This window comes from Subtercola sp. RTI3 (genome assembly GCF_035018625.1).
GTDB lineage: Bacteria > Actinomycetota > Actinomycetes > Actinomycetales > Microbacteriaceae > Subtercola > Subtercola vilae.
Genome location: NZ_JASJXO010000025.1, coordinates 33,402 through 48,939, shown reverse-complemented (window position 1 = coordinate 48,939; position 15,538 = coordinate 33,402). Strand labels below are relative to the sequence as shown.

Sequence of the window (15,538 nt, the reverse complement as noted above, 5' to 3'; positions counted from 1 at the left end):
CGCGGTGTTTCGCGTCAGGGATGTGCAGCAGCATCACTGTGCCGGTACTCCGCTCGACGAGAGTACCGATCGCTGACTTGTTCGCTTTACCGATGATCAGGTCCCCCTCCCACGCCCCAGGAACTGTCCGGTCTTCCACGATCGCGGGACGATCAGTGATCAGAGTCATATTTTGGATCCGACCTACCCGACCGGTCGCCTTCCTGCGCGCCTTCCGAGCCCGTCGGCCTGTCCTGACCGCACTCACAGCACCACGCGTCAGGGTATTCCGGGACCGCGAATACAGTGCCCGGTAGATGGTTTCGTGCGACACACGCATCAACAGATCGTCCGGGTAATCCACTCGCAGACGGCCAGAGATCTGCTCCGGCGAGAGCTTGCCCTTCAGTCCGGCTTTCACCTGATCACGCAGCAGCCCAGCGGCCTCAAGCTTTCCGGGACGGGGTCGGCGTGCAGCGTCGAACGCGATCCGGTGCGCGGTCGTTGCCCGATACCTGTTTCTGGGCACCACGTTTCGGCGGAGCTCCCTCGAAACAGTCGAATGCGAACGGCCAAGCCGGCGCCCCATCTCCCGGATGCTGAGGTGTTGTGCATTCCAGATCATGATCTCTTGCCGCTCCTCGAACGACAACGACCGGCCGGACAGGTTCCGTCCCCAACGCGGCCGGATCCCGCCGTGCTCATCGAGGTGGGCTAACACAGCAGTCTTCTTCCAGCCCAACAGGACCGCGATTTCTTCGCCCGTGCGCCCCGCCTCCCGGAGGTCCCAGAGCTTCGTAACAACGTCAGGGAGCATCCGCTCAGAGAACCGTCCAGACATATCGATCAACACCATCCACAGGGTAAGTGGTGCAATCACTGCTCGAACCCGCCGTGTCATTTATGCCGAATCGTGAGCTGACCCCGAGTGGGTCGAGTCGTAGTGGGCGAGCAACCACTCCTCGGTGCCGGCGATGTGCTCGCGGGTGAGCCGTGCGGCGAGGGCGGTGTCTCCGGCACTGATGGCATCGAGGATGCCCTGGTGCTGACCCGCCACGTCCCGCGCCGCGAGCAGGTGGTACGCCTGCACCTGCCCGATGCACAGCTCGATCTCGCCCATCAGGAGCGCGTGCATCCTGGCCAGTCTCGGACTCGACTGCCTGGCGACGAGTTCGCGGTGGAAGGCGATGTCCTCCTGTGCGAATGGCGCATCCACGAGGCCACGCTCGAGGAGGGCTCGGTGCGCGTCGAGGGCGTCAGAAGAAGACATGCTGATACCTCGTCGATTTGGCGATTTCGATTGGGCTTAAGAACTGAACCCCGCCTCGATACACGGCAATGGTTGGTCTCTCGGCCCCGCCTGTGGCACACGCAGACCCTGCTTCCAGACGGTCCTCGATGTTCGCCCCCGACTTGGACCCGTCACCTTACAGCCGCTCTAACGGGTCGATACATTCCGGGCCGAACTGCTGCGGAGACGATGGACCGCAATCCCTCAAGCGTGCCGCTGACCACGCCGTGCGCGCGCGCTTGGATTAGGATGTTGCCGATCGCGGTGGCTTCAACCGGCCCCGCAATGACGGGTAGTCCGCTGAGGTCGGCGGTCCTTTGGCAGAGCAGCTTGTTCTGGGAGCCCCCACCGACGATGTGGATAGCGGTGCAGGTTACGCCGGAAAGCTCGGCGGCTTCGCGGGAGACGACTGCGAACGCCGCCGCAAGGCTTTCGATGATGCTCCGGACAAACTCGGCAGCGGTCCTAGGAACCGGCTCGCCGTGTTCTTCGCACCAATCGGCAATACGGCTGGGCATATCGCCCGGTGCAAGAAAGCGGGGGTCACGGACGTCGAAGACACCGACCCGGCCAGGAATCCCACTCGCGGCGCCGAGGAGCTCGGACAACTCGGCGGAGGATCCTTCCGCCTTCCACTTTCGAAGCGATTCGCTGAGGAGCCAGAGGCCGACCATGTTGTGCTGGAAGCGATTGCGAACATCGACCCCACCTTCATTTGTGAATCCTGCAATCTGGCCAGCGGGCGTCACGATGGGGGACCGGGTCTCAACTCCGACCAACGCCCAAGTGCCGCAGGAGATGTAGACAAAATCATCGGAAGTCGATGGAATCGCGACGACGGCCGATGCTGTGTCGTGTGACCCAATGGTGGTTACGACGGGACCGTATTTGCTTCCCGGCGTCGGCAGAACAGGGCCAAGAGCTGTTCCGACCGGCACCAACTCGGGGAATAGACGCTCGGAAAACCCCATTGACTTGATCAGCGGAAAATCCCACTCGCCGCGAAACGGGTCGAGAAGGCCAGTCGTTGAGGCAATCGTCCTCTCGCCGACTTGACTCCCGGACAGCCAATAGTTGAAAAGATCCGGGGTCATCAGAAACGAATCTGCCAGCTCTAACCACCCGTGGTCGGCGTCAGCCTGGAGTTGAAAGATCGTGTTGATAGGAAGGTTCTGGATTCCGTTGCGGCGATACAGTGCCTCCTCCGTGACCTTTGCGTGCACGCGGTTCACTGCGCGTATGGTTCTGTCGTCTCGGTAGTGATAGGGGATTCCGAGTAGCCTGCCCCCGCGCAAAAGCCCGTAGTCCACGCCCCAACTGTCGACTCCTACGCTGATTGCTTCCGGCTCGATAGTCGTCGCCGCAGCCAGGCCTTTCTGCACCGAACTGAACAGTTCAAGGGTGTTCCAATGCAAGCCATCGGCAGTTGCTACGGGAATATTGGGAAAACGAGCGACATGTTCTAAACGCAGACCCTTGCCATCGACGTACCCGAGGATGACGCGGCCACTAGTCGCGCCTAGATCCACGGCGATGACGGCGGTCATCGCAGGAACGCGGCGGCGACACCCGCGTCGACCGGGATGTGCAGGCCGGTGGTGTGCGACAGGTCCGGTCCGGTGAGCACCGACACCGCATTCGCGACGTTCTCGGGAAGTACCTCGCGCTTGAGGATGGTGCGCTGGGCATAGAACTTGCCAAGGTCGACCTCCTCGATGCCATAGGTCTTTGCCCGGTTTGTGCCCCAGCCGCTGGCGAAGATGCCTGAGCCGCGCACCACACCGTCAGGGTTGATCCCGTTGACCTTGATGCCGTGCTCGCCGAGCTCGACGGCCAGCAGGCGAACCTGGTGGGCTTGGTCGGCTTTCGTCGCCGAGTAGGCGATGTTGTTCGGGCCTGCGAACACCGAGTTCTTCGACGCGATGTAGATCATGTCGCCGCCCATGCCCTGCTCGATGAGAACGGGCGCAGTGGCCTTACTGACCAGGAACGAGCCCTTGGCCATGATGTCGTGCTGGAAGTCCCAGTCGCGCTCGGTGGTCTCGAGCAGCGACTTGCTCAAGCTCACGCCGGCGTTGTTCACGACGATGTCGATGCCGCCGAACGCGAGTACGGCATCCTGCACGCCGCGGGCGATGGCCTCGGCGTCCGTCACGTCCACGGCCACGCCGATCGCGACGTCGCTGTTGCCGATTTCGGCGGCGGCCTCCTGCGCCTTGGCGAGGTCGAGGTCGGCGATGATCACGCACGCGCCGTCGGCGGCGAGCCGGCTGGCGATCGCCTTGCCGATGCCGGATGCGGCCCCGGTCACGAGGGCGACGCGCGTCGCGTGGGACTTCGGCTTCGGCATCCGCTGCAGTTTGGCTTCTTCGAGAGCCCAGTACTCGATCCGGAACTTCTCGCGCTCGTCGATCGGCGCGTACGTCGAGATCGACTCGGCGCCGCGCATCACATTGATGGCGTTCACGTAGAACTCGCCGGCGACGCGCGCGGTTTGCTTGTTCGCGCCGAAGCTGAACATGCCGACGCCCGGCACGAGCACGATCAGCGGGTCCGCTCCCCGCATCGCGGGGCTGTCGGCCGTGGCGTAGCGCTCGTAGTAGGAGGTGTAGTCGGAGCGGTACTCCTCGTGCAGCTCCTTCAGGCGCGCGAGCGAGGCCTCGACCGAGGCCCCGGCCGGCAGATCCAGCAGCATCGGCTTCACCTTGGTGCGCAGGAAGTGGTCGGGGCAGCTCGTGCCCAGCGCCGCGAGCTTCGGGGCGTTGGCCGATGCCAGGAAGTCGAGCACCACATCCGAGTCGGTGAAGTGGCCGACTATCGGCTTGTCGTGCGAGGCGAGCCCGCGGATGGTCGGTGCCAGCGCGGCAGCCTTGGCGCGACGCTCCTCGGCGGGCAGCGCGCGGTTCTTCGCGACCTCCCGGCCGAACGGCACCTTCTTGCCTTGCGCGTCGAGGTAGGCCTCGGCCGTCTCGATGATCCAGAGACTGTTCGCCTCCGACTCCTTCGACGTCTTCCCCCACGCGGTGATCCCGTGACCGCCGAGGATGCAGCCGATCGCCTGCGGGTTGACCTCCTTGATCGCCGCGATGTCGAGCCCGAGCTGGAAGCCCGGACGACGCCAGGGCACCCACACGACCTTCTCGCCGAAAGCCTTCTTCGTGAGCTTCTCGCCGTCTTTCGCGGTGGCGAAGGCGATACCCGAGTCCGGGTGCAGGTGGTCGACGTGCTTCGCGTCGACCAGTCCGTGCATGGCGGTGTCGATCGACGGGGCAGCGCCACCCTTGCCGAACAGGCAGAAGTCGAAGGCCGCGACCATCTCGTCCTCGCGCTCGACGCCCGGGTAGACGTCGACGAGCGCGCGCATCCGGTCGAGGCGCAGCACCGCGAGGCCGGACTCGGTGAGGGTGCCGAGGTCGCCGCCGGATCCCTTGACCCAGAGCAACTCGACCGCCTCACCCGTGACCGGGTCCGTCTCGGTGCCCTTGGCGGAGGTGTTGCCGCCCGCATAGTTGGTGTTCTTCGGATCAGCGCCCAGGCGGTTGCTGCGCGAAACGAGGTCGGATGCCGTGCTCATGGTTCCTTCTGATGTTGAGGCTGGACGGACAAAAACTGGACAGGGCGTTAGTGATTGTTGCCTAGGAGGACGCGACGCCGAAGCAATTCGTCGGGTCGAGTGTCAATGCGCTCCGCTTGTTCTTCCTCAAGGAATCGCGGTCCGCCGACCGCGACAGATCCTAATATGATGCGAGCCGATTTGACTGCCATTTCCGTAATCTGGAGAGCATCAAGCGGCGTCGCTCCGAGCGCGAACATTCCGTGATTTGACAGGAAGATTGTTCGCGGTGCCTCGCCGTGTTGATGAATGTGTCGAGCGAGCTCGGTACGAACGTATTGCGCAAGGGGAAGGCCCGGGTCAATGTAGGGGATCAACATCGGGTGGCGACCGATCACGACGACTTGGTCTGGGAACACACTTCCCCTCGTTAACAGTTCGGGTGTCGTTGAGCACAACAATGAGTTGACCGAGGTCGGATGAGAGTGAACGACGGCAGTGACGTCATCGACTTCAAGGCACACTGCGTGGAGTAGCGACTCAACGGAAGGACGCTTCTTGCCTCGGGTCACCGCGGCAAGAAGGGCGTCCGCGAGAGGGGCGTCGTCCATTTCGTTTCCATCAAGGAGCGCTCGGTACTGTGTGAGGTCTACTTCGACGAAGTCGCTGGGTTGCGCGTCGGCGAGGGAAGCGCCCGTGGCTTTGACAAGCATACGATCCGGAGCGCTCTTCAACGAGGTGTTGCCCTCTGCCAGGATCACGAGATCGCGCTCCGGGCGCCCCACCTCTCTGGATAGCTGCACCAGCGCTGTGAGGTGGTTCCCATAGCCGAGGCGGTCTTCCGCCATTAGAAAACTTCCCCCACGTCGCCACACAAGTGCACACTCACGCCTAATGCAGCGAATGCCGCTGCTTTAGCAAGGAGTGCTTTGTCGGCCATGTGGGCGTCAGGCGCATAGACAACCTGCACGTGATTTGCTTTGTGCCGGCCCATGAGCTGATCACGAGTGACTCCATCCAACACGGCATGCATGATTGGCCATTCCGGATTGGTGGCGGCCCAACGAAGTTCCGTTTCCTGCGTCGGCAGGTCGATTGCGCGTCCGCGGCCGATGTCGAAGTGGAGCTGACCGGCTTCGATGAATAGCCGAGACCACACAATCTCTCCCGCTTTCGAGACGCCTCGGATGGTTCCCCCGCCAGCGGGAAAGTACTCCGGGCCTTGTCGCCAGCTTTCAGTGTCTGCGTACCCGTTGGCGAAGTGAGATGGCGGGACTGATCCAGAAATCTCGAACACCCAGACGAAGTCATCTCCGTATTGCCGCCCCCATCGGATGTCATGCAGCGTGGTCGCCGGGTCGAGATGCATTGCCGTCCACACGCGGTTGGTAATCAGCGCATCAACGGCGACCCCTTCGTCCACCTCATTGAAATGAGGCAGCGCCTGACCGGGGCGCAGCACCCGCGTTCCGTCGCGGCTGGTCACCGGAGGGCGGTCGACGTTGTTCAGCAGCCCCTCTGCCAGATCAGAGGCGGGCACTAAGTCTCTGAGCCCCTGTTGGTACTGGATTCCAACGGCATCGAGACCGAAGTCATCGCTGATCCGCAACGCTGCGACGTACATCTTGTACTGCTCGCGCAACTGCGATTCTGTCAACTCTGTGCGTTCATCAGCGCCCAGCTTGAAAGTCATCCCTCGCTCGAGGAGCCATTTATGCACCGCGTCCGCTTCTTCGTCCTTGATGTTTCTCATTTCGGCGTACAGGGCGCTCTGGGAGAGCCTTTCCTTGTAGATGCCGAGCGAATTCAGCAACTCATCCTCGATGATGGCGTTGTACATACCCATACAACCCTCGTCAAACACGCCAATAATCGCTTTGTCGGTTTGGAGTTGGCGCGCAATGGCTTCACCCAGAGATCGTTCCGCCGAATCCTGGGTGAGTTTCAGATCTCGGACGTGCGAGGAGTCCTGTTGGATTTCACCAGTGGCGATCCAGCTGGCGATCGAATCGCGTGCCCACTGGTCTGTGAAGTCGACGCTCCAGACGCTCGAGTAACGCTTCCCCATCTTGGTGAGGCACGCATTGAGATTGAGCATACCCACCAGTCCAGGGCGATCACCCGCGAAGTTGGCGGCGGTGAGGATCGGGCCACGATGGGTTCGTAGGCCCGCCAGCACGTGGTGGCTGTACTGCCAAATCGTTTCGGCGACAATCAGCGGAGCGTCGGCAGGAATGTGCTTGAAGACTTCCAACCCCATTCGCTGGCTGAAAATGAAACCGTGCCCGACCTTCGGGTCGAACTCGTGACCCCTGACCACCGACCATCCCAGTTCACCGAGCGCATCGGAGATCGCCCGCTCCGTCTCAACTTGGGTCGCCCAGCCGGCGATATCGGCGGCATGGCGCAAGTCGCCACTCGCTACTAGATACGCCGTGCGTGGCGGCACCGTCGTTGGCACATCGAAAGTGGGCATCAGATACACAGCCAATGGGGACTCCTTCGTGACGACTTTCCTGAAAAATCCAAAAAATAAATCTGACTGTCAGCGGGCTGGCTAAGTGCCCGATGATGAACTACGGGAACTACGGGAACTACGGGAACTACGGGAACTACGGGAAATCGGCAACGGAAGCTGGATGCATCTGTGCGCGTGTCGGTCTCGATGGCCCTCGCTGCCGTATTTCCCCGCGCGTACATGGCGTTGCGCAGGGCGGCACCGAGGCGATTCGAGCGGGCGATGAGGTGGTCAACAACGGTAGTCACGTACGGTTCACGTCCTCAGGGTCAGATTCTTATCTTCGATGTTGTTACTTGTTAAATGTAACATTTAAATCCACTAAATATTGAAGGTAGCATGAGGCACAGACGCAGTACAACGTTTGTCAATCCGGGTCGGCAGAGAGGGGATCTCGATGGCAGTGGCCAGTTCCCTCGATGCTGAAGCGCGTCGTGAGGCGATCGTCCAGGAACTGCAACGGCGCGGCTCCCTCCACTTGATCGACGTTGCCGCCCAGTGGAACGTCCACCCCATGACCATCCGACGTGACTTCGATGCCTTTGTGCTTGCCGGAATTGGCCGCCGAGTGCGTGGTGGCGTCGTCACGGTTGGACAGGATGACTTCTCGCAACGTCAGCACCAGAATGCATCCGCGAAACAGACGATCTCCACCAAGTTGCTGGCTTTCGTCGAACCGAACATGGCAATCGCCCTCGACTCGTCAACCACTGTTTATGCCTTCGCCCAGGCACTGACAACGACCGGAATCTCGGCTATCTCTAACGGCTTGAGCACGTTCCAGACCCTATACAAAAGGCCGGGTATCAAGGCCTACCTCACCGGGGGGGAACATGAAGAGACCAACCTCAGCCTCGTAGGTTCACTGGCAATCCAGTCCATTCAACAGTTCACCCTCGACGCGTGTTTTCTCTCGACCATGAATATCGACCCCGTCTTCGGAACCAGCGAGCTCACCCTCGAGCAGGTTGGAGTCAAGCACGCGATGGTCGAAGCGGCACAGAAGGTCATATTGGCGGTCGATTCCAGCAAGTTCGCTACCCGAGCTCGATTCCGGTCGCTGCCGCTCTCAAGCATCGATGTTCTGGTGACCGAACTCAACCCTGCCGACCCGCGACTCGACACGTACCGAGAGCGCATCCCCGAGATCTGCTGACGCGACGGCACGACAACGCCAACGAATTGATCACCTTCGGCGATGCCACTGAATGTTATGTCGTGCTACTATTTGCATAATCACACTCAACGGAGAGGTTCTGCCATGTTCAATCCAGTAAAAAGTAACTTTTACCGTCCATTCGCTGTATCGGTGACTGGGGTTGCTCTCGTGGCCCTAGCGCTTACGGGTTGCGCAGCGACCTCGTCGCCGTCAGCGACATCAGCGGAGACCGCGAAGTCGGTGGTCTACGTTCAGGGTGTAAGCGGCAACGCATTCTTCACCTCCGTGACTTGCGGAGCTCAAGCAGAGGCGAAGGCAGAGGGGGTCACCTTCTCCTTCCAGGGGGGCGCTGACTACAGCCCGCAAGCACAAACCCCCATCCTCAATGCAGTTATCGCAAAGCATCCGGACGGCATCATTATTTCCCCGATGGCCGGCGTGGCGATGGTGCCGCCCCTCACCCAAGCTAAGCAGGCCAGCATCAAGGTGGTGTTCGTAGATTCGACAGCCGCCGACTCGTCTCTCGCAGAGTCTTTCGTGAGCTCGGACAACACAGCCGGCGGTGCTTTGGCGGCTCAAAAAGTGGTCGCAGAACTCGGGGGGAAGGGCACAGTGATGGTCATGGGTGCAACGCCCGGGATCTCAACCACGGACGCCCGTCAAAAGGGATTCGAGGCGGAGATCGCCAAGTCTGCTGGCATTACTCTCCTTCCCACACAGTTCAGCGAGAGCACACCTGCAACCGCGACAGCAAAACTGAGTGCGGTCATTGCAGCGCATCCTGAACTGAATGCAGTGTTTGCGGTGAGCACTCAGGAAGTCGAAGGGGTCGCTGTCGCGGTGAAAACCGCTGGCCTTTCCGGAAAACTGGGGATCATCGGGTTCGACACCTCTGACCCGATTTTGGCCGACGTTCAGAGTGGGCTGGTGACTGGCCTGGTCGTCCAAGAGCCGCTGTCGATGGGCAAAATTGCGATGCAGCAAATGGTGAAATCGCTGACTGGAGACTCGACGACACCGGTGGTCAACACACCATTCGTTTACTTGACAAAGGACAACATGAGCGATCCGTCCATCAACCAGTTCATCTACAAGACCTCCTGCTGAGAAAAAAATCAAAGCCACTGGTGTGGGGCGCGCTGTCGTCAAGTTGGCTGCGCCCCACCCCCACGATAAAAGAGGAGGACAGATTGGATACCAGTCTCTTCGCAAAAACTGAGTCGTCGCCAGGCCAAGTTGTGCCATTGCTTGAAGCTCGTTCATTGGGGAAGACTTTCGGGCACGTGGAGGCCCTAAGCGGAGCTAACTTTCAAGTACTTCCAGGTGAAGTTGTCGCACTCATCGGTGACAACGGGGCGGGTAAGAGCACTCTCGTGAAGCTACTGTCAGGAGCGATCCAGCCAGATCGAGGTTCATTACTTGTCGACGGTGTCGAAGTAACGTTCGCTGAGCCCGCCGACGCGCAGCGCCAAGGCATCGAAGTCGTGTATCAGGATCTTGCGCTCGCTCCAGACCTGGGCCCCGCATCGAACCTATTTCTCGGTCGAGAACTATCCCGACCCGGGATTCTAGGCAAGCTGGGTTTCCTTGACAAGCGCGGCATGCGCGATTTGGCAGTCCGAACACTCTCCGATTTAGGTGTTGATCTCCGCGACGTCAACGCGCCCGTGGCGAATCTTTCCGGGGGTCAGAGGCAAAGCGTGGCGATCTGTCGAGCTGTGATGTGGGCGCGCCGAGTGGTGTTCATGGATGAACCCACAGCGGCGCTGGGGGTGGTTCAGACCGCTCGGGTGCTCGATCTGATCCGAAAAGTCAGAGATAGCGGCGTGGCAGTAGTGCTTGTGAGTCACAATATGCCGCAAGTGATCGAAGTTGCAGACCGGATCGAAGTGCTCAGACTCGGGCGTCGAACCGCACGATTCTCTGCCGCTGAAGTGACGGTTGACGACCTTGTGGCAGCCATGACGGGCGCATTGGCGCAAGAGGAAACGGAACGATGACCGATTCAATGAAAACTCAAGAAGCCGCGAATATTTCTGCACTCGAAAACGCACCTGCCGGTTGGAGAGCGCGACTTCGAGGCGTCCGCCAAGCGTCGATGCTCTATCTCCTGGCGGCTTTGGCAATCCTGATCATTGTCTTCGGCGCGATGAATCCAGGAGCCTTCCTGGGGGCCTACAACCTGCGAGAAGTTTTCACTGAAGCGGCGCTCCTGCTCATCGTCGCCGTCGGGGCGACATTCGTTATAGCTACCAGCGGTATCGACCTCTCCGTTGGTGGTGTGCTTGTGTTTTCCGGCGTGATTTCTACCGAAGTTATGTCTGCCATGGGAGGTAAGGGGTGGGGCGCCGTCGTTGTCGGACTAGCGACATCATTGGCTTGTGGAGCGATATTTGGCTCGATCAGCGGGCTTCTGGTCGCAAAAGCTCACATTCCTCCTTTGATCGCGACCCTCGGTACCCTGGGCGTCTCCCTAGGCCTCGCACAGGTTGTTACTAATGGAGCGGACCTCAGTGGCGTGCCCGAAACGTTGACAAGCGGAATAGGACTGGGGCAGCTTTTTTCGACGATCCCGTGGATCGTCGTTATCGCCGCGGTGGTCACGGTATGGGCAGCGATAAGCCTGCGCTCGACGCGATTCGGTCAATACACGCTCGCGATTGGGTCAAACAAAGAAGGCGCCCGACGGGCGGGCATCCAGGTCGATCGCCAGCTCATAAAGATCTATGTGCTTGCTGGCACGTTGGCTGGCCTGGCCGGATTTTTGAACTTGGCGAGGTTTGCCACAACGAGCATTGCCGGTCACAGTACTGACAACCTTCAAGCGATAAGTGCGGTAGTTCTTGGCGGAACTAGCCTCTTCGGAGGTTGGGCGACGATCGCCGGCACCGTAATCGGAGTGTTCATTCCCACGATTCTGCAGAACGGGTTCGTCATCTCCGGAGTGCCTCCATTCTGGCAACAGGTCGCGGTTGGCGTTGTGCTCGTCATCGCGGTGTACATCGATCAGCTTCGACGTCGATCTCGAGACAAGTAGCCGGCTCCGTAGTAGCCACGGTGGCGGATCGCCCCGCCGAGTGGTGGCCTGAGTATTCGAGCGTCTGAGCCCCACCCGATCGTGGGGTTGTGCCCCACCGATTGTGCGGAAGAGCCCCGGTGGTGGTGTGGCTCAGTACCACCGGGGCTTCCCGCCACGGATTACGCGGCCTGGGTCTGCTCGAGCTGCTTACGCAACCGGGCATTCTCGACCTCCAACTTCACCGCCTGCCCAGCCCCGGACTGCTCCAGGGACCGTGACTTACGAACCCGCCGATACGTCAGCCCTGCCGCTTCAGCATCACGGGCTTTCGCCCACTCCGCGACCAACGTCTGATACAGCCCCTCACGCCGCAGAACAGCAGATTTCTGGCCATGAGGCGCGGCCTCGTACTCCGCGAGGACCCTGGCCCGATACTCCGCCGGATACGTCCGACGCATCGGCAACGCTCCGGGATCGGACACCAGCTCCCCGGCACTCGGGACTGATGATTCTTCCACGATGATCCGTTCCCCGCCCTCTCAAATGGTTACCCCACAACCGCGGGGTGTCTCACACCAGCCTGACAGAGAGGGCCGGCTTCAGCCCCGGACGCATTGGCTCTGACAACCCAAAATGCTCTGTGTGACTTTTCGGGTCGTTCCTCCTCACACGCCGCGTTGTCCTACGGGGTGATTTCAACCCACCAGGTGAGGGGCCGCCCGGCTCGGACTGTTGGCAAGTGGTCCCACACTTGACTGGCGAAATCGGAGCGCCCAGTGGTGGGCTCGATTGCGATGACCGGTCCGTCGCTGTAGACCCCGTCGTCCCAGTAGAAGCCGACATGGGGCAAGCTCCATGACATATGGAGGGCGCGGCCATCTGGCGTGACGACTGAGGCAACAGCGAGACCGCTCGCGAAGGCTTTGATCGCGGTTCCTCTCTCTGTGGTCGAGGGCCAGTTCACGCGGGAACCTTCGTCGTTAATAAGCGCGCCAGTTGCGACGACTCGCAGTCCAGCTGTGGCATCGAAGAGTGGGTGCAGAGCCCAGAGGAACGGCACGGGCGATTCAGATTCGGTGGTCGCTTTGTAGTCAAATCGTAGTCCGACCGGAGTCGCGGAGATCGTGCGGTGCAGTGTCACGCCGACTGTGGGAAGGTACACGCTCATCGTGTTGCCTTCGACGTGCCACGGTTGGCGCCAGGCGTCGCCGTGATCGCGCATTTCTGTACCGTCTGCGAGGACGCAGGCGCCGACGGTTGGCGCGATCTCATCCCACCCCCCGGTGCCGGCGGCAACGAATGACTCGCCATCCTCTCTGGGCCTGCTTGGTGCGAGCCATTCGCGGTCGTGTGCGATCAGGCTCGTGATTCGTGCGCCATCCCGCACGTCGATCACGAGCTGGATGCCTCCACCCGCTACGTCAACCATGGTCCGTCGTTGTGCACTAGCCGGGGAGCCCGATGCGGCGCTCTCCCGAGCGGAGCTGCTGGATCACGACAGCGAGCACAAGCAGTGCACCCTGCGCGACGTTCTGCCAGAAGCTGTTGACACCAAGCAGTGTCATGCCGTTGATGAGAATGCCCAATAGAATCACCGCGAGGATGGTGCCGGCTATCGTTCCCTTGCCGCCCTTGAGTGCGGCGCCACCGAGGGCAGCTGCGGTAATGGACTCAAGCTCCAGGCCCTCAGACCCAGAGACAGGCTGGCCGGATCCGGTTCGGGCGGTGATGAGAATTCCGGCGATCGCCGCGACGGCTCCGGTAAGCATGTAGACGCCGAGGATGTAGCGGTTGATGTTGATGCCGGCGAGGCGAGAGGCGATATCGTTGCCGCCGACCGCGTAGATGTTGCGGCCGATACTGGTGAAGCGGAGCAGGATGTGCGCGAGCGCGGCGACGATGACAAGCACCCAGATCAGCACGGGCACGCCGATCACCGTTCCGCGGGCCAGGAACGCGAAGAAGCCGTCGGCACCGGTGTACCCCTGAGCGCGGCCGTCGGAAATTAACTGCGCCAGCCCTTTGTAAGCAGCGAGGGTTGCGAGGGTGGCGATCACCGGGTTGACCCGGCCGAACACGATGATGCAGCCGTTCAGTAACCCGCAGGCGATACCGATCGCCAGCGCGCCGGCAACGCCGAGTGCCGGGCCGGCCACGGTGAAGATCATTGCAGAGGCGACCGATGTCAGTCCCGCGATGGAGCCGACCGAGATGTCAAGGGCGCCCATGATGATGACGATGGTCTGCACCACGGCAAGCAGCCCTGAGATCGCGATCGCAGTACCGATGACTCTCAGGTTGCCGACGGTAAAGAACAGCGGGTTCTGCAATCCGATCACCAGCAGCAGGAACACGATCGCCATGAGCAGCGAGATGTTCTGCACCCCGATGGCGCGCACAATGCGGCGGTACCAGTTTTCGGGTGCAACTTCTGTTGCCGGGGTGGGCTGGTCTGTGAGCACCGTGGTGCTCCTTTCGCGTTGCGAGGTCATTCGACTACCGTTTCTTCCATCGCCAACGCGAGGATCGATTCTTCTGTTGCTTCGTGGCGGCTCATCTGGCCGACAATTCGACCGCCTGCCATCACGAGGATGCGATCGGCGAGGCCGAGCACCTCCGGGAGTTCGCTCGATACGACGAGAACCGCAACGCCGGAGTGAGCAAGTTCGTCGATGATCGCGTAGATCTCGGCTTTCGCACCGACGTCCACGCCTCGTGTCGGCTCGTCGAGCACGAGCAGACGTGGGCTTGTGGCGAGCCACCGCGCAAGCACGACCTTCTGCTGGTTGCCGCCCGATAGCTTGCCCACGAGCTGCTCTGATGACGGCGTACGGATGCGCAACCGAGTGATGTACGAATCGGCGAGTTCGCGATCCTCCCGCGCTTTGACAAAGATCCAGCGCGACAATTGCTTGAGCCGTGCCAGAGAGATATTGTCGCGCACGGTGCGCTGCAGGATTAGCGCCTCGGCCTTGCGTTCTTCGGGAGCGAAGCCGATGCCTGCCGCCACAGAGTCGGCGGGGCTGTTGAATGTCACCGCATGACCGGCAATGAAGATCTGGCCGGAGTCGACCTGAAGGTCCCCGACGATCGTCTTCATCAACTCGCTTCGGCCGGCGCCGACAAGACCGGCGATTCCGACGACTTCGCCTGCGCGAACGGTGAGGTCGATGTCGGTGACTTCTGAGTTGGTGACGCCACGCAGCTCGATGATTGTCTCGCCGGGCTCGACGGTCTCTCGATGAAAGAACTGGGAGAGGTCACGGCCGACCATCATGCGCACCAGCTCGTTGTGGTCGGTGTCGGCTGTCAACTTGGTTCCGACCAATCCGCCGTCACGAAGCACCGTGATACGGTCGGCGAGCGTGAAAATTTCCTGCATGCGGTGAGAGACGTAGCCGATTGCCACCCCTTCTTCGCGAAGACGCTTGATCAGCGTGAAGAGAATGGCTGATTCGTCTTCGCCCAGAGACGAGGTGGGCTCATCGAAGCAGATCACGGTGGGTTTGTCGACCAACGCACGCATGATCTCGACGATCTGACGTTGCGCCGGCGAGAGCGAGCTTCCGAGGGCTTCGGGACGGATGAGCTGGTGGAACCCGAACTTTTTGAGGTCTAGCCACGCCTGGGCCACGAGACTTTTGCGGTCGTAGAGCACGCCCCGACCAGAAAGGGCGCCGACGTAGATGTTCTCGGCGACGGAGACCCACTGAATGACTTCCGGCTCCTGAGCGATTACTCGGAGGCCGGCAAGTCGGGAATGGCGGGGATCGGTGAAATGTACCGGCGAGCCATGAAGCTCCAGAGATCCGGTATCGGGCTGATAGTCGCCGGTCAGGATTTTCAGCAGCGTCGACTTGCCGGCGCCGTTCTCGCCCATGATGGCGGTCACCTCACCGGCTCGAAGTTCGAGGTCGACATCGTGCAGCGCCCGCACTGCCCCGAAATTCTTGCTGATGCCTCGTGCCGCGAGCATCACTTTTGCACTCATGAGCTTCTCCATAGTTAGACCTCTACTG

The 15,538-nt window shown here is 61.0% G+C and carries 13 protein-coding genes; 4 read left to right on the top strand and 9 right to left on the bottom strand.

The annotated features are described in order from the left end of the window. From QN358_RS10970 to QN358_RS10945, 6 genes are all read right to left on the bottom strand, one after another. The coding region (locus QN358_RS10970; RefSeq protein WP_323512377.1) for an IS30 family transposase at nucleotides 1–859 on the bottom strand (859 nt) is incomplete at its 3' end. A gap of 21 nt (nucleotides 860–880) precedes the next feature. Continuing rightward, entirely contained in the window at nucleotides 881–1,249 is a 369-nt protein-coding gene (locus QN358_RS10965; protein ID WP_323512376.1) for an FCD domain-containing protein, read from the bottom strand. A gap of 152 nt (nucleotides 1,250–1,401) precedes the next feature. Next, on the bottom strand, nucleotides 1,402–2,817 hold the full coding sequence (locus QN358_RS10960; protein WP_323512375.1) for a rhamnulokinase family protein: 1,416 nt from the start codon (nucleotides 2,815–2,817) through the stop codon (nucleotides 1,402–1,404). Continuing rightward, nucleotides 2,814–4,844, bottom strand: coding sequence for a bifunctional aldolase/short-chain dehydrogenase (locus QN358_RS10955; protein ID WP_323512374.1), 2,031 nt, complete (start codon nucleotides 4,842–4,844; stop codon nucleotides 2,814–2,816). The genes QN358_RS10960 and QN358_RS10955 overlap by 4 nt, the downstream gene beginning before the upstream one ends. 47 nt (nucleotides 4,845–4,891) lie before the next feature. Continuing rightward, nucleotides 4,892–5,671, bottom strand: coding sequence for a class II aldolase/adducin family protein (locus QN358_RS10950; RefSeq protein ID WP_323512373.1), 780 nt, complete (start codon nucleotides 5,669–5,671; stop codon nucleotides 4,892–4,894). Next, complete coding sequence (locus tag QN358_RS10945) at nucleotides 5,671–7,299, bottom strand: fucose isomerase (protein WP_323512372.1); 1,629 nt, start codon at nucleotides 7,297–7,299, stop codon at nucleotides 5,671–5,673. Before QN358_RS10945 ends, QN358_RS10950 begins: the two co-directional genes overlap by 1 nt. A gap of 439 nt (nucleotides 7,300–7,738) precedes the next feature. Here QN358_RS10945 and QN358_RS10940 point away from each other — a divergent pair, with 439 nt between their 5' ends. From QN358_RS10940 to QN358_RS10925, 4 genes are all read left to right on the top strand, one after another. Then, on the top strand, nucleotides 7,739–8,497 hold the full coding sequence (locus QN358_RS10940; protein WP_323512371.1) for a DeoR/GlpR family DNA-binding transcription regulator: 759 nt from the start codon (nucleotides 7,739–7,741) through the stop codon (nucleotides 8,495–8,497). Nucleotides 8,498–8,602: 105 nt separating this feature from the next. Further along, nucleotides 8,603–9,607 (top strand): ABC transporter substrate-binding protein, encoded by a 1,005-nt coding sequence (locus tag QN358_RS10935; RefSeq protein ID WP_323512370.1) that lies wholly within the window; start codon nucleotides 8,603–8,605, stop codon nucleotides 9,605–9,607. A 131-nt stretch (nucleotides 9,608–9,738) separates the two neighbouring features. Next, nucleotides 9,739–10,500, top strand: a complete 762-nt coding sequence (locus QN358_RS10930; protein WP_416351980.1) for an ATP-binding cassette domain-containing protein — start codon at nucleotides 9,739–9,741, stop codon at nucleotides 10,498–10,500. After that, nucleotides 10,497–11,537, top strand: a complete 1,041-nt coding sequence (locus tag QN358_RS10925; RefSeq protein ID WP_323512369.1) for an ABC transporter permease — start codon at nucleotides 10,497–10,499, stop codon at nucleotides 11,535–11,537. The genes QN358_RS10930 and QN358_RS10925 overlap by 4 nt, the downstream gene beginning before the upstream one ends. 664 nt (nucleotides 11,538–12,201) lie before the next feature. Here QN358_RS10925 and QN358_RS10920 read toward each other — a convergent pair. Genes QN358_RS10920 through QN358_RS10910 form a run of 3 tightly spaced genes read right to left on the bottom strand, consistent with a single transcriptional unit; the run spans nucleotide 12,202 to nucleotide 15,522 of the window. Next, a complete protein-coding gene (locus QN358_RS10920) occupies nucleotides 12,202–12,948 on the bottom strand; it encodes a hypothetical protein (RefSeq protein ID WP_323512368.1) in 747 nt (248 codons plus the stop codon). A 16-nt stretch (nucleotides 12,949–12,964) separates the two neighbouring features. Further along, on the bottom strand, nucleotides 12,965–14,011 hold the full coding sequence (locus tag QN358_RS10915; RefSeq protein ID WP_323512367.1) for an ABC transporter permease: 1,047 nt from the start codon (nucleotides 14,009–14,011) through the stop codon (nucleotides 12,965–12,967). Further along, complete coding sequence (locus QN358_RS10910; RefSeq protein ID WP_323512366.1) at nucleotides 14,008–15,522, bottom strand: sugar ABC transporter ATP-binding protein; 1,515 nt, start codon at nucleotides 15,520–15,522, stop codon at nucleotides 14,008–14,010. Before QN358_RS10910 ends, QN358_RS10915 begins: the two co-directional genes overlap by 4 nt. Between the last annotated feature and the right edge of the window lie 16 nt (nucleotides 15,523–15,538).